At 33.1% G+C, this 14,126-nt stretch carries 14 protein-coding genes; 3 read left to right on the top strand and 11 right to left on the bottom strand.

Annotation, left to right across the window (positions count from 1 at the left end):
• Nucleotides 1-268 precede the first annotated feature (268 nt).
• The 3 genes from HMPREF2658_RS06880 to HMPREF2658_RS06870 form a co-directional block, all read right to left on the bottom strand.
• The gene (locus tag HMPREF2658_RS06880) at nt 269-1,789 is read right to left on the bottom strand and encodes a degradosome RNA helicase CshA (protein ID WP_001178935.1); all 1,521 of its coding nucleotides are present in this window, start codon (nt 1,787-1,789) and stop codon (nt 269-271) included.
• Nucleotides 1,790-2,305: 516 nt separating this feature from the next.
• A complete protein-coding gene (gene murF, locus HMPREF2658_RS06875) occupies nt 2,306-3,664 on the bottom strand; it encodes a UDP-N-acetylmuramoyl-tripeptide--D-alanyl-D-alanine ligase (RefSeq protein ID WP_000611479.1) in 1,359 nt (452 codons plus the stop codon).
• Nucleotides 3,665-3,678: 14 nt separating this feature from the next.
• Complete coding sequence (locus HMPREF2658_RS06870; protein WP_000159641.1) at nt 3,679-4,749, bottom strand: D-alanine--D-alanine ligase; 1,071 nt, start codon at nt 4,747-4,749, stop codon at nt 3,679-3,681.
• Between the two features lie 317 nt (nt 4,750-5,066).
• Between HMPREF2658_RS06870 and HMPREF2658_RS06865 the strand changes: the two genes are divergently transcribed.
• On the top strand, nt 5,067-6,269 hold the full coding sequence (locus HMPREF2658_RS06865; protein ID WP_001109939.1) for an FtsW/RodA/SpoVE family cell cycle protein: 1,203 nt from the start codon (nt 5,067-5,069) through the stop codon (nt 6,267-6,269).
• 263 nt (nt 6,270-6,532) lie between these two features.
• Here the strand turns inward: HMPREF2658_RS06865 and HMPREF2658_RS06860 are convergent, their stop codons facing one another.
• The 3 genes from HMPREF2658_RS06860 to csoR all read right to left on the bottom strand — a co-directional run bounded on the left by HMPREF2658_RS06860 (nt 6,533) and on the right by csoR (nt 7,312).
• Nucleotides 6,533-6,670, bottom strand: coding sequence for an Lmo0850 family protein (locus HMPREF2658_RS06860; protein WP_000828354.1), 138 nt, complete (start codon nt 6,668-6,670; stop codon nt 6,533-6,535).
• A 127-nt stretch (nt 6,671-6,797) separates the two neighbouring features.
• Nucleotides 6,798-7,007 (bottom strand): putative copper chaperone CsoZ, encoded by a 210-nt coding sequence (locus HMPREF2658_RS06855; protein ID WP_000581795.1) that lies wholly within the window; start codon nt 7,005-7,007, stop codon nt 6,798-6,800.
• Between the two features lie 11 nt (nt 7,008-7,018).
• Complete coding sequence (gene csoR / locus HMPREF2658_RS06850) at nt 7,019-7,312, bottom strand: copper-sensing transcriptional repressor CsoR (protein WP_000138930.1); 294 nt, start codon at nt 7,310-7,312, stop codon at nt 7,019-7,021.
• Nucleotides 7,313-7,477: 165 nt separating this feature from the next.
• Between csoR and cls the strand changes: the two genes are divergently transcribed.
• Both cls and HMPREF2658_RS06840 read left to right on the top strand, forming a co-directional pair.
• Entirely contained in the window at nt 7,478-8,962 is a 1,485-nt protein-coding gene (cls, locus tag HMPREF2658_RS06845) for a cardiolipin synthase (protein ID WP_000571562.1), read from the top strand.
• Nucleotides 8,963-8,989: 27 nt separating this feature from the next.
• A complete protein-coding gene (locus HMPREF2658_RS06840) occupies nt 8,990-9,637 on the top strand; it encodes an HD domain-containing protein (protein ID WP_001187625.1) in 648 nt (215 codons plus the stop codon).
• Nucleotides 9,638-10,186: 549 nt separating this feature from the next.
• On the opposite strand, the gene yidC is transcribed toward HMPREF2658_RS06840, so the two are convergent.
• From yidC to tenA, 5 genes are all read right to left on the bottom strand, one after another.
• A complete protein-coding gene (yidC, locus tag HMPREF2658_RS06835; protein ID WP_000725802.1) occupies nt 10,187-11,059 on the bottom strand; it encodes a membrane protein insertase YidC in 873 nt (290 codons plus the stop codon).
• Nucleotides 11,060-11,144: 85 nt separating this feature from the next.
• Complete coding sequence (gene thiE / locus HMPREF2658_RS06830; RefSeq protein ID WP_000483162.1) at nt 11,145-11,786, bottom strand: thiamine phosphate synthase; 642 nt, start codon at nt 11,784-11,786, stop codon at nt 11,145-11,147.
• Nucleotide 11,787: 1 nt separating this feature from the next.
• Nucleotides 11,788-12,579, bottom strand: a complete 792-nt coding sequence (thiM, locus tag HMPREF2658_RS06825) for a hydroxyethylthiazole kinase (protein WP_001108491.1) — start codon at nt 12,577-12,579, stop codon at nt 11,788-11,790.
• Nucleotides 12,563-13,393 carry a bifunctional hydroxymethylpyrimidine kinase/phosphomethylpyrimidine kinase gene (thiD, locus tag HMPREF2658_RS06820; protein WP_000594950.1) on the bottom strand — a complete coding sequence of 277 codons (831 nt, stop codon included), beginning with the start codon at nt 13,391-13,393 and terminating at the stop codon, nt 12,563-12,565. The genes thiM and thiD overlap by 17 nt, the downstream gene beginning before the upstream one ends.
• Nucleotides 13,386-14,075 (bottom strand): thiaminase II, encoded by a 690-nt coding sequence (gene tenA / locus HMPREF2658_RS06815; RefSeq protein WP_000396063.1) that lies wholly within the window; start codon nt 14,073-14,075, stop codon nt 13,386-13,388. The genes thiD and tenA overlap by 8 nt, the downstream gene beginning before the upstream one ends.
• Between the last annotated feature and the right edge of the window lie 51 nt (nt 14,076-14,126).

Here is a 14,126-nt window from a genome sequence, read left to right as displayed (position 1 = left end):
AGCAAAATGCCCTATTGTTTTTTACAAGCACATGATACCGAAATTACTTTCATAAAATTTATTTATGGTCGATTATTCTTAGTTTTAGTGGTTGTTATATTCTAAATTCATATTTATATTTAAACAGAATGATATAACCGCACACAGCTCTCAATCCAATTAAATATTTAACCTTTAAAACGTTAGTATTTTGATATCTAAAGAGAATCAGTTATTGAAAACAAAAAAGAGCTCAAGACATTACATCTTTAAGCTCTTAATCTATAAATTATTTTTGATGGTCAGCAAATGTGCGACCTTTCATAGGTCTGCTTCCACCGCTGCTCTTCTCTTTACGGTCGAATTTTTTTGTACTTTTCTTCTTATTTGAGTATCCTTTTGAACGTTTACTCTTACCGTCAAATTTAGGATTACCACGCTTACTATTTCTGTTACGAGAACCACTTGGTTTACCGTTACGACCTTTACGAGATAATGGTTTTTCAAAAGTTAATTGAACTTCAACTTCATCGTTCGCTTCTACTAACTCTTGTAAAAGTGCAGCAACTAAATCAACATCGTTATATTCATTTAACAACTCTGTAGAAATGCGTTTCAAGCGTGATTCTGACTCTTTAGACATCCAGTTTTCAACTTTTTCTTTAATATCATCTTCACGTGCTTGAAGTACTTCTTTGCGATGTGGTGGACGTAATGCACTCATCTTTCTACCGTTAGCATCTTCAATTTGTCTAATGTAATCCATCTCGATTGGATTTACAAAAGTAACCGCGATACCTTCTTTACCAGCACGGCCAGTACGACCAATACGGTGTGTGTAGCTTTCAGTGTCTTGAGGAATATCAAAGTTATAAACATGACTTACACCAGAAATATCTAGTCCTCTTGCTGCTACATCAGTAGCGACTAAAATATTAATTTGGTCATTTTTAAATTTCTTTAATACTTCTAAACGTTTCGCTTGTGTGATATCACCATGTAATCCTTCAGCTTTATATCCTTTAGAAATCAAAGCACTTGTTAACTCATCAACACGACGTTTTGTACGTCCAAATACGATTGCTAATTCTGGTTGATGAACATCTAGGAAATTTGTAAATGTATCAAATTTCTCTAATTCTTTAACAATTGTATAGAATTCTTCGATTTGTGGATCAGACATTTCATTATTCATTGTCTTAATGATTTTTGGTGATTTCATAAATTGTTGTACTAAAGCTTGGATTGCTTTAGGCATTGTAGCTGAGAACAACATTGTTTGACGTTGTGCTGCTGGAATTTTATCCATAATAAATCTCATATCATCGATGAATCCCATATTCATCATTTCATCAGCTTCATCTAAAATCAAAGTATGAATTCCGTCCGTTTTTAATGTGCGACGATTTAAATGGTCGATAACACGCCCAGGTGTTCCGACTACGATTTGTGGGCCTTTTTTCAAGGCTTTAATTTGGCGTTCGATAGGCATACCACCGAATACAGTAACAACTTGGACACCTTGTCCACGGCTAAATTCTCTTAATTGTTCAGCTACCTGCATTGCCAATTCTCTTGTAGGTGCTAAAATCAACGATTGAACCCCTTGTTTCCCTACTACTTTCTCAATTAAAGGAATACCGAATGCTCCTGTTTTACCTGTACCGGTTTGAGCTTGCCCAAGGATATCAATTCCTTGTAACGCATAAGGGATACTGTCTTTTTGGATAGGTGTCGGCTCTTTAAATCCCATTGATTCAAGTGACTGAACCGTATTATCCGAAATCCCTAGTTCTTTAAAATTTTGCAAAATAATTCTCCTTTTTACCTGTTTATTTCTCAATATACTTTTGCATATAAGTTCATTAATATTTCATCAACTTCTATATAGTACCACCAAAAAAATTTAATCGCAATAAAGCAATTTGCGAATATTTATTAGAATCACATTAATTGATTGTCATATTTTTGTCAAAAAGCTAGCATTAGATAAGATGTAAGCGTTACGCATCATTCGAATAATCATTATAAAAAATTTTTTATAAAATACGTATATCGTTAACATTCCACAACAAATTTTACTGAAACACATGTGAAATTAGACATTATAATACTACATCTTTTTGTGAAATATTATATAAACATGCAAACTACTTCCTATATAAAGTGTGTATATTGAATTAACCTGGATTTAGTTTCAAATTTATAGATTTAACATAAAAAGAAAAAGGCAATTTTGTATTTACACACAAAACCACCTCTTCTTTGTAATCTTTTAGTATTAATTCAAATCATTTTTATAAGTAAAATGTCGCTCGACTAATCTCTAAGAAATTAAAGCATTTACGACTTCTTCTAACTTCATACCACGTGATCCTTTAACTAATACACGGTCATGCGCTTTTAAATCGCTTGTCAAAACTTCTATCATATCGTCTTTAGAATTGAAGTGTTGTGCTTTTTCGACATGTTGCTGACCCGATTCATAAATATACTTCGCTTCATTACCAAACGTATACAACACATCTATATGCTTTTCTTCTAAATAATTACCTACACTGATATGCATTTCTTTGCTATTTTCACCTAATTCTAAAACATCTCCTAAAATTAGAATGCGACGTCCTGTCAAAGTACTCAGTGTATCAATAGCTGCTCTCATACTTGTAGGACTTGCATTATAGGCATCATTTATCACAGTGATATCATTTTCTAATGTATGTTGTTCCATACGCATACCAGTTAAGCTGACATTTTTTAAATTTTGATAGATTGTGTTATATGTCAAACCTAATTCATGACCAACCGCAATGGCAATTGTCGCATTTTTCATATTATGCTTTCCTAATATTGGAAGATCATAATGTTCTTTATTATTAATCGTAAATGAAATACCTGTAGTATCTCTATCATCAACAGAACAAACTAATGCATTATCAGTAGCAACACCAATACTAATACATTTTGCATTTTCAACTTCATTAACATGCGGTTTCAATAATGGTTCATCGCCATCATATATAAACGTACCATTATCTTTTAGACCTATTGTAATTTCAGATTTAGCTTTAGCAATCCCCTCGCGCGAACCTAAATCTTGCATATGTGACTCACCAATATTAGTTATAACTGCAATATCTGGTTGAGCGAGGTTTGACAGAAATTCAATTTCATGGAATCCTGACATCCCCATCTCCAATATTGATATTTCAGTATCATCATCTAATTCCAAAATAGTTAAAGGTAGACCAATTTCATTATTGTAATTACCTTGCGTTTTCTTAACTTTAAATTCAGTATGCAATACACTTTCAATCATATCTTTAGTCGTTGTTTTACCATTAGACCCTGTGACGGCAATTACTTTAGGGTTTACATGTCTCAAGTAAGCTTGTGCCAATTGCTGTAATGCCGTTAATGTGTCTTCAACCCATATAATAGGCCCGCTTACATTTTCATCTATAGATGTACCTTTTTGATAAAAAGCAGCCCCAGCACCATCTTGTAATGCTTTAGAGACAAAGCGATGACCGTCAACATTTTCACCTTTAAATGGTATAAATAACATATTTTTAGAAATTGATCGTGAATCAATTGTGACTCCATTTATCTCTTGATTTAAAAATTGATCTTCAATTTCACAAGGAATCCATGATTGAATTTGCTTTAATGTAACATTAATCATAATAACAACCTCAGTTAGTCAATTTTGTATTTATTTTTCTGTTTATCCTGGTGACGTTCTTTAGCAAGCTCGATAAGTTTTGTAATCAATTCTGGATAAGATAAGCCCATATTTTCCCATAATTTTGGATACATACTGAAAGCCGTAAATCCAGGCATTGCATTTGTTTCATTAATATATATTTGGTTGTCTTCTGTTACAAAGAAATCAGCACGGACTAAACCAGAACAATCTGTCGCTTTGAATGCCTCTAATGCCATATTTCTAAGCGTTAATTGAACATCTTCGTCTAAGTCAGCTGGAATTTGTAATTGAACCTTACCATCTTTATATTTCGATTTGTAATCGTAAAACGCGACATCTTTTACGACTTCACCTGGCCATGTCGCTTCAGGATAGTCATTTCCTAAAACTGCTACTTCAATTTCACGTGCGTTAACGCCTTGTTCAATAACAAGCTTACGGTCAAATTGGAATGCTTCTTTAATACCTTCTTTAAGTTCCGCTTCATTATTACATTTACTAATACCTACACTTGACCCTAAGTTAGCAGGTTTAACAAAGACTGGGTAATTTAATTTATCATTTACTAATTTTAAAATGTTATGTTCATATTTTTCATATTCAGAACGTAAGAAACTAATATAAGGTAACTGTGGTAACCCTCGATGTTCAAATAATTGTTTCATTACAAGTTTGTCCATAGAACTTGCAGCTGACAATACACCATTTCCTACATATGGTACATCCAATACTTCAAAAAGTCCTTGAATCGTGCCATCTTCACCATTAGGACCATGTAATAATGGGAATACTGCATCGTATGGTTGTCCTGAACTACTTTCTTTCAATAGCTGTGAAATCTCAAGCGCCTCTCCATTTTCTAAATGAAGCTCATCAGTAGATTTAATTTCAGTTGTAATATTATTTTGCTTTCTCCAATCACCATCATTGGTAATATAAATGATATCAACATGATATTTGTCTTTATCTATTGCATTTAATACATTTTGTGCTGTCAGAATCGATACTTCGTGTTCTGCACTTTTCCCTCCAAAAACGATACAAATATTTTCTTTTGTCATTTCGTTTTCCTCCAATGATATATCAGGGTTTGCTACCTTAATATAAATTAATATTGATTTAGTCCAATTGTTAAATGATTTATTCGCATCTTTGAATCTTAATAGTATCACATTTTAATGCTATTTTGCATTTTAAAAACGAGGCGTTATGTGTCTGTATCTATGTTGATTCATTTATAATCAGAACAATATTCCCTTCTATTTTATTCCTAATTCAAATTGAAATCTATAGCTGATATCACTGTGATATTCTAGCTAATTTTTAAAAAGTCATGTAAAATTGATATAAACATTAGTGAGTATAAAAGGAGTTTGCAATGAATTATTCATCTCGTCAACAGCCGGATAAGCATTGGCTTCGCAAAGTAGACTGGGTATTAGTAGCCACTATAGCTGTTTTAGCAATTTTCAGTGTTCTGCTTATTAACTCGGCAATGGGCGGTGGTCAATACAGTGCTAATTTTGGTATCAGACAAATTTTTTATTACATTTTAGGTGCAATTTTTGCAGGTATCATCATGTTTATTTCACCTAAAAAGATTAAACATTATACATATTTATTGTATTTCTTAATCTGTCTATTATTAATAGGCTTGCTCGTTATTCCTGAGTCACCTATTACACCTATTATCAATGGTGCCAAAAGTTGGTACACGTTTGGCCCTATCAGTATTCAGCCATCTGAATTCATGAAAATTATTTTAATTTTAGCATTAGCGCGTGTCGTTTCTAGACATAATCAATTCACATTCAATAAATCATTCCAAAGTGATTTGTTATTATTTTTCAAAATTATTGGTGTCTCGTTAGTACCAAGTATTTTAATATTACTGCAAAATGACCTAGGAACTACATTAGTATTAGCTGCAATTATTGCAGGTGTGATGTTAGTAAGTGGTATAACATGGCGTATCTTAGCACCTATCTTCATTACAGGTATTGTTGGTGCAATGACAGTCATTTTAGGTATTCTATATGCACCCGCATTAATTGAAAATTTATTAGGTGTCCAACTGTATCAAATGGGACGAATCAATTCATGGCTTGACCCCTATACATATAGTAGTGGTGATGGCTATCATTTAACTGAATCACTTAAAGCTATCGGTTCTGGGCAGTTACTAGGTAAAGGATACAATCACGGTGAGGTTTATATACCTGAAAATCATACTGACTTTATCTTTTCAGTGATTGGAGAGGAACTTGGTTTTATCGGTTCTGTCATATTGATCTTAATATTTTTATTTTTAATCTTCCATCTAATAAGATTAGCTGCGAAAATTGAAGATCAATTTAACAAAATCTTTATCGTTGGTTTCGTCACTTTACTTGTGTTCCATATTTTACAAAATATTGGTATGACAATTCAGTTGTTACCAATCACTGGTATTCCATTACCATTTATTAGTTATGGTGGTAGTGCGCTATGGAGTATGATGACTGGAATAGGTATAGTCTTATCAATTTATTATCATGAACCAAAACGTTATGTAGATTTATACCATCCAAAAAGTAATTAATTTAAACTATTTTGAGTTTCAAATATCATAACTTTTCAAGACGACGTTACATAGTCTATTTATGTCGTCGATTTAAAATGTCATATATAGATATTACTCGATAATAACAATCCCTCTTTGAAGTACACATTGTAAAATGTACACTCTAAAGAGGGATTTTGTTATATAGTACTTGCTTTCATTTTAGTAAATCCAGTCAAAAAAACTATCATCGAATAGTCCGACGATAGCTTTAACGGTGTGTGATTCACAATCACAGTCAATTATTTTAATTCGTGACTTACTTTATTAGATGCTGGCAAAGTATTAATAATGTCTAAACGAGATTTAGTTTTTTTAATATTCACACCTAATGATGACAATAGTTTGACTACATTTTGAATCTTTTCAGGACGTTTCATTATTATCACCTCGTTTGGATCGCTTTCTATATTATCTTACCCTATTCGACATACCTTTACTACATCATTTACAAAATTTTTAATTTATTTTCAAAATTAAAATCTATAGCGCACTCTACATTATACCCTAAAATACAATTTTGTATCCTTCATCATAGATTTCTTTTTCAATACTATTCAAATTTGCTGGTGTCTCATACGATACCGTTACTTGACCATCAATTATATTAATATTCACTTGATGAACACCTATCATATTTGAAATGCGTTCTGTCAATTGACTTACTTGTTCTTTTGTTTCAATTCCCGCTGTGTAAATCGTATTTTGATGTATCATCTTAAACTCCTTTAGTCTTTAATCAATTTTTGAAAAGTCACTAATAACTCTTCCATTGCCTCTTCCTGAGCACCTTGATTAACTTTATTCATAATACAACTTTTCATATGTTGTTCTAATAACTTTATCGCAACACTGTTTAATGCCGAACGTGTCGCTCTTATTTGCGTAAGGACATCATCACAATAGACATCTTCTTCAATCATGCGATTAATCGCTTTCACTTGTCCTTCAATTCGATTTAAACGTGATTTAAGATTCGTTTTTATTTGTTCAGAATGATGTGCATTATCTTGTTCAGTCATAGCATTCACTCCTTCATTTACATTCCTTACTATACTATATCCCATAAAACACAACGTCAACACAAAGTGTGTTTTTCAAACTAAATTGTCATGATATTTAAATTGCTTCATGATACAATTAATAAGATATACTACTCGTTTAAGATTTTCGATGGGAGGTTTCAAATGATAGAGTTATTATCCATTGCACTCAAGCATTCTAATATTATTTTAAATTCAATATTTATTGGTGCATTTATTTTAAACTTATTATTCGCCTTTACCATTATTTTCATGGAAAGACGTTCTGCCAATTCTATCTGGGCTTGGTTACTAGTCTTAGTTTTCTTGCCTTTATTCGGCTTCATTTTATACTTACTATTAGGACGACAAATTCAACGTGACCAAATTTTCAAAATTGATAAGGAAGATAAAAAAGGATTAGAGTTAATTGTTGATGAGCAATTAGCCGCTTTAAAAAATGAAAACTTTTCAAATTCCAATTATCAAATTGTAAAATTCAAAGAAATGATTCAAATGTTGTTATATAATAACGCAGCATTTTTAACAACAGACAACGATTTAAAAGTATACACAGACGGCCAAGAAAAATTTGATGACTTAATACAAGACATCCGTAATGCTACTGATTATATTCATTTTCAGTACTACATTATTCAAAATGATGAATTAGGTCGTACCATTTTAAACGAACTTGGTAAAAAAGCGGAACAAGGTGTAGAAGTTAAAATTCTTTATGATGACATGGGTTCTCGTGGACTGCGTAAAAAAGGCTTACGCCCGTTTCGCAATAAAGGTGGACATGCTGAAGCATTTTTCCCATCAAAATTACCTTTAATTAACTTGCGTATGAACAATCGAAACCATCGAAAAATTGTTGTAATAGATGGACAAATTGGATATGTTGGTGGTTTTAATGTTGGTGATGAGTACTTAGGTAAATCAAAAAAATTCGGCTATTGGCGAGATACGCATTTACGAATTGTCGGGGATGCAGTGAATGCATTGCAATTACGATTTATTCTAGATTGGAATTCACAAGCCACACGTGACCACATCTCCTATGATGATCGTTATTTCCCAGATGTAAATTCTGGCGGAACAATTGGCGTTCAAATAGCGTCTAGTGGTCCTGACGAAGAATGGGAACAGATTAAATATGGTTACTTGAAAATGATTTCAACTGCTAAAAAATCGATTTATATTCAATCTCCCTATTTCATACCTGATCAAGCCTTTTTAGATTCTATTAAAATTGCGGCATTAGGCGGTGTTGATGTCAATATCATGATTCCTAATAAACCTGACCATCCGTTTGTTTTTTGGGCTACTTTAAAAAATGCAGCATCCTTATTAGATGCCGGTGTTAAAGTATTTCACTATGACAATGGCTTTTTACACTCAAAAACACTTGTTATAGATGATGAAATTGCAAGTGTTGGAACAGCTAATATGGACCATCGCAGTTTCACATTGAATTTCGAAGTCAACGCCTTTATTTATGACCAACAAATTGCCAAAAAATTAAAACAAGCTTTTATAGATGATTTAGCAGTATCTTCTGAATTAACAAAAGCACGTTATGCTAATCGAAGTCTTTGGATTAAATTTAAAGAAGGTATTTCACAATTATTGTCACCTATCTTATAAAATAGAAATATGGGGAGTGTAACTTTAATGCAACAATCAGACATCATTAGTGCAGCCAAACAATATATGGAATCTATTCATCAAAATGATTTTACAGGCCATGATATTGCGCATGTATATCGTGTCACTGCTTTAGCTAAATCAATCGCTGAAAATGAAGGTGTTAATGATACTTTAGTCATTGAACTCGCATGTTTGCTTCATGATACCGTTGACGAAAAAGTTGTAGATGCTAACATACAATATGTTGAATTGAAGTCATTTTTATCTTCTTTATCACTATCAACCGAAGATCAAGAGCACATTTTATTTATTATTAATAATATGAGCTATCGCAATGGTAAAAACGATCATGTTACTTTATCTTTAGAAGGTCAAATTGTCAGGGATGCAGATCGTCTTGATGCTATAGGCGCTATAGGTGTTGCACGAACATTTCAATTTGCAGGACACTTTGGTGAACCTATGTGGACAGAACAAATGTCACTAGATAAGATTAATGATGATTTAGTTGAACAGTTGCCACCATCTGCAATTAAACATTTCTTTGAAAAATTACTTAAGTTAGAATCTTTAATGCATACAGATACGGCGAAGATGATTGCTAAAGAACGTCACGACTTTATGATGATGTACTTGAAACAGTTTTTTACGGAATGGAATTATCACGACTAGACATTGGATTTGTAGTATGATGATGCCATGAAATAGCATGTTGTTGTGGGAGCTTGATGTTGATGCCATGTTACTTTGATGTGCTGGTGCTACGATGCGACGTTGTGGTGTTATGGTGTTAGAGCCCGGTTTAGTGTTGATGCCATGCCGTTACGATTCTATGATATGTTGTTGGGACGTTGCAATGTGTATTATGCCGTTGTGACGTTATTATTTCACACTGTTACATGTATTAGTGAATTGCTGTGGAAATGTTGCGACATATATTGCTACACTGATGAATCATTGTGTCAAGATGACATTGCAATGAAGAGAGGCTACTCTGTTATTAACCTCTTTTTACATACTGAAATCTCGTTAATATTATTTCAAATAAAAACAGCAGTAGGATGACTTTCACATTTGAAATCATCTTACTGCTGTTTCTATTTATCACACGTTGTATAATGTGACACTAAGTTTCGCTATTGAAGCGAAAAATAATGTGCGCCCTATAAAGTTAAAATTATCTTCAACTTTTAGGGGGCACATTATTTGGACTTGCTAAGGTTATTTCTTTTTCTTTTTAGACACTACTTGTGTGTTTTTGCCTTTTTTATTGCTGCCGCCGTTGTGCTCTCTTTCATACGCTTCAATGAAAGGCTGTACTTCTTTTTTAGCGACTTTTTCATAATAAATGTTCGCAAAGTGTGTTTGAACTACAAGGAACGCCGCACTGACTGACCAGTACAAACCAAGTGCTGATGCCGAGCTTAATGAAATCCAGATAATCATAATTGGTGAAATGACCATCATCATGTAACCCATTTGACGTTGTTCGTCTGGCATCGTTTTACTTGATACATATGCTTGGATAAAGTATAAAACACCGGCAATAATTGTAATCCAAATATCAGGACGTCCTAAATCGAACCATAAGAAGTGTGGATATTTAAACAAACCATCTACAAGTTGGTCTTTAAGTACAAAGTATAATCCCATGATGATTGGCAATTGGATTAGCATTGGTAAACAACCCAACATACTCTTAATCGGGTTCATGTCATACTTTTTATATACTTGCATTAATTCTTGGTTTGCAGCCATTTTTTCTTCTTGTGTACGCGCACGTTTCACTTTTTCTTGAATTTTTTCAACTTCTGGCTTTGCAACTTTCATTTTTTGACGCATCATATGACTATTTTTATAGTTTGACAACATGAATGGTAATAAAATAATACGAATTACCAATACAAGGATAATAATAGCTAAACCATAATTGTCGTTTAATAAGTTATTTCCCAACCAATCCAATACATTTTTCATTGGATCTACGAATGTATTGTAGAAAAACCCACTACGTTTTTCAGGTTTAGAATAGTCACAACCAGCCAAAAAGACCATAATACCTAAAAATAATGGTAGTAACGCTTTTTTCTTCATTTTTCCACCTCTATCATTATATTCACATAGGATTTATTCTATCACATTAATGAGTACGTATGAAACAATAAGTGGAAAAATTTAACTAATTATTAAAAAAATCTTTGAATCGATTAACAGTCTTTTCAATATTTTCACTTTTAGAAATGGCTGAAATGACTGAAATTCCATTGGCACCTGCTTCTACAATCGGCGCCACGTTACTAGTATTTATACCGCCAATAGCTACAATCGGTAGTTGCGGATTCATTTCTTTAAATGTTGCAATCATTTCTGGACCTACTGGTGTATGCGCGTCATGCTTCGACGGCGTAGGATATATTGGTCCAACACCTATATAATCAACATGCGTCAAATCAGATTTTGCATACTCATCTAAATCACTAATACTAAGTCCAATAATTTTATCAGTGAAATATTGTGCTATCTCTTTGACTTTCGCATCATCTTGACCGACATGTATACCATCCGCGTTAATTTCTTTTGCCAAGGATACTTCATCATTAACGATAAAAGGCACATCATATTGATGACAGAGATGCTGTAATTCTTTAGCTAATACAAGTTTATCGTTTCCTTTTAAAGCTGATTCACCCTTTTCTCGAAATTGGAAAAGTGTAATCCCTGCCTTTAATGCTGCTTCTAATACTTCATGAATAGTTCGATGACTCGGAACATCGGAGGTTCCACAAATAAAATACACATTTAGATACGATTGGTTAAACATATTATTCCACCTCTTGAATGCGAATCCGTTGTTGATAGGTTGTTTCATTTAAATGATATAACGTATCAAGCAATAATGGTGAAAACGTACCAGGACCACCACAATTTTCATTTTCAGCAGCTACCTCAGCAGCAATATTAAATACGCTTACCGCTTCAATTAACGCTTCTATGTCAGGTTCTGTTTCTCTAAATAAAAATCCAGCAATAACGCCTCCTAATAAACAACCAGCTCCAGTTACTCGTGCTAATAATGGAGATCCATTAGCTAATACAATGGCTTTATCACCTTGAACAATAACGTCCTCTTCACCTGTGATTACTATTGCAGTTTTAAATATTGCGTAAGCCTTTTTCGCTATTGCAACCGCATCAAGATTAGCATCACTATCTGTACCTTTCATAGTTGCTGTATCATCAATCAACGCTAATATTTCAGATGCATTGCCTTTAATTACTGATACTTTCGTTGATTTCAATAATAATTTACAAAATTGCTTTCGATATGTAGAAGCACCAACAGCTACAGGGTCAAATACAATAGGTAAGCCTGCCTCATTTGCCGTTTGAGCAATCGCAATAATATCTTGTTCATTTTGTGCTGTTAAAGTACCGATATTGATTAATAGCGCTTGTGCAACTTTGTAAAATTCTTCAGCTTCTTCGGGAGCTTCACTCATGGCAGGGCTCGCACCAATACTTAATAAACCATTCGCTGTAAAATTTTTAACTACATCGTTTGTATAACAAATTGTTAATGGGTTTTCAATACGTATTTTATTTAGATAATTCATCGTCTAATCCCTCTTTCTTTAAATATGCAAAATGATTCACTGGACCTCTACCACGGCCGATTTCAGGCGTATATTGTATACTCATTGAAATAAACTTTTTAGCCTTGTATACAGCCTCAAATAATGGTCTACCTTTTGCAAGTTCTGCCGTTATAACTGCTGAAAATGTACACCCTGTTCCATGCGTATGTTTTGTTTTAAATCGTTCATTTTCAAATGTTTGAACAACTTCTTTAGTAAATAAATAATCTTTTGCTATATCAGTATCATTTGAATGACCGCCTTTAATGATGACACCTTTACTACCAATCTCATTAATAAAGATGCGGCCAGCCTGCATAATTTTTTCTTCACTATCAATGGCTAGTCCCGTTATTTCTTCAGCTTCTGGTAAATTCGGTGTTACTACATCAGCTAATGGCAATAACGTATGCTGCAAGTTTTGCTTTGTGTCATTATCCATTAATGAATCACCGCTTTTCGCCAACATAACAGGATCAATTACATACGGAATAGATTCATGTTGCATTAAATAATGACGAATCGTTTCCATAGTATCTGCTGTAGCAATCATCCCCGTTTTAATAGCATGCGGTAAGGTATCATTGAAGACACTATCAAGTTGTTCATCTACCCATTGATGATTTAAATTATGAATATGTTGTACGCCCAATGTATTTTGAGCAACAATACTTGTAACGACGCCCATACCATATACACCACATGAATGAAATGATTTTAAATCAGCCATTACGCCGGCACCACCTGTTGGATCAGTACCTGCAATGGTTAATGCTATTTTAGGTTTAATCATTTACTTTTCCTCCAAATTCCCATTGTTCTAGTGTCATAGCCATATTGAAAAATCGACGCTCATGTATGCAACTTTCTAAAAATACTTGCTTTACTTGTTCCAATTCCTTGTCAGACATTGATTCGGCTAATTTATTCATTAATGCCTCAAATACGTTAATTATGTCATCCATTTCAGTACTATAAAAATCAAACCATTTTGCCGTATCTTTTTCTTTATTAAGCTTATGATCACTTTGAGAGCGCTTAGCTAATTCTGCATAAATATATGGGCAAGGTGCCATTGCAGCAATTGTATAAATAGCATTTTCACGACTATACGCTTGGAAATACATATGTTTTATGTAATGGTCGCCACATGGAGGCCAAACTTTTGTTTTAATGATTTCTTCGTATGATTCACCAACAATTTGCGCTAAAATATCATGCGCAAGTACTTCACCTTCAACCATAAATTCTATTTGCTCTACTAAAAATTTTACGTCATTCATGCTATTCATTTTTGGAATTAACAAAGCATATAAGTTTGTGAATTCTTTTAAATAAGCTGCATCAGCTTGTAAATAATGACGTAATGCATCAGCTTGTATATTGCCTAATAACATTTTTTGAATAAAGTCATCCTCATAAATATCATTAATGATTGGCTTTGCAGCTTGGTACAATTTTTGTGAAAATTCCATTGTAAAAATCCTCCCTAAATAAAAAAACTACTTCCAACATGAAAGTAGTTT

Origin of the sequence: Staphylococcus sp. HMSC062H10, from assembly GCF_001836945.1 — a bacterium.
GTDB classification, from domain to species: Bacteria; Bacillota; Bacilli; order Staphylococcales; family Staphylococcaceae; genus Staphylococcus; species Staphylococcus aureus.
Note: the sequence above shows the minus strand (reverse complement) of the source record. Positions and strands in the feature narration are given on the sequence as shown.

What these genes read in the sequence shown, in the direction of transcription:
- murF (WP_000611479.1), bottom strand. Translation starts at nt 3,664, where the DNA reads ATGATTAATGTTACATTAAAGCAAATTCAATCATGGATTCCTTGTGAA.
- HMPREF2658_RS06870 (WP_000159641.1), bottom strand. Translation starts at nt 4,749, where the DNA reads ATGACAAAAGAAAATATTTGTATCGTTTTTGGAGGGAAAAGTGCAGAA.
- HMPREF2658_RS06865 (WP_001109939.1), top strand. Translation starts at nt 5,067, where the DNA reads ATGAATTATTCATCTCGTCAACAGCCGGATAAGCATTGGCTTCGCAAA.
- HMPREF2658_RS06860 (WP_000828354.1), bottom strand. Translation starts at nt 6,670, where the DNA reads ATGAAACGTCCTGAAAAGATTCAAAATGTAGTCAAACTATTGTCATCA.
- HMPREF2658_RS06855 (WP_000581795.1), bottom strand. Translation starts at nt 7,007, where the DNA reads ATGATACATCAAAATACGATTTACACAGCGGGAATTGAAACAAAAGAA.
- csoR (WP_000138930.1), bottom strand. Translation starts at nt 7,312, where the DNA reads ATGACTGAACAAGATAATGCACATCATTCTGAACAAATAAAAACGAAT.
- cls (WP_000571562.1), top strand. Translation starts at nt 7,478, where the DNA reads ATGATAGAGTTATTATCCATTGCACTCAAGCATTCTAATATTATTTTA.
- HMPREF2658_RS06840 (WP_001187625.1), top strand. Translation starts at nt 8,990, where the DNA reads ATGCAACAATCAGACATCATTAGTGCAGCCAAACAATATATGGAATCT.
- yidC (WP_000725802.1), bottom strand. Translation starts at nt 11,059, where the DNA reads ATGAAGAAAAAAGCGTTACTACCATTATTTTTAGGTATTATGGTCTTT.
- thiE (WP_000483162.1), bottom strand. Translation starts at nt 11,786, where the DNA reads ATGTTTAACCAATCGTATCTAAATGTGTATTTTATTTGTGGAACCTCC.
- thiM (WP_001108491.1), bottom strand. Translation starts at nt 12,579, where the DNA reads ATGAATTATCTAAATAAAATACGTATTGAAAACCCATTAACAATTTGT.
- thiD (WP_000594950.1), bottom strand. Translation starts at nt 13,393, where the DNA reads ATGATTAAACCTAAAATAGCATTAACCATTGCAGGTACTGATCCAACA.
- tenA (WP_000396063.1), bottom strand. Translation starts at nt 14,075, where the DNA reads ATGGAATTTTCACAAAAATTGTACCAAGCTGCAAAGCCAATCATTAAT.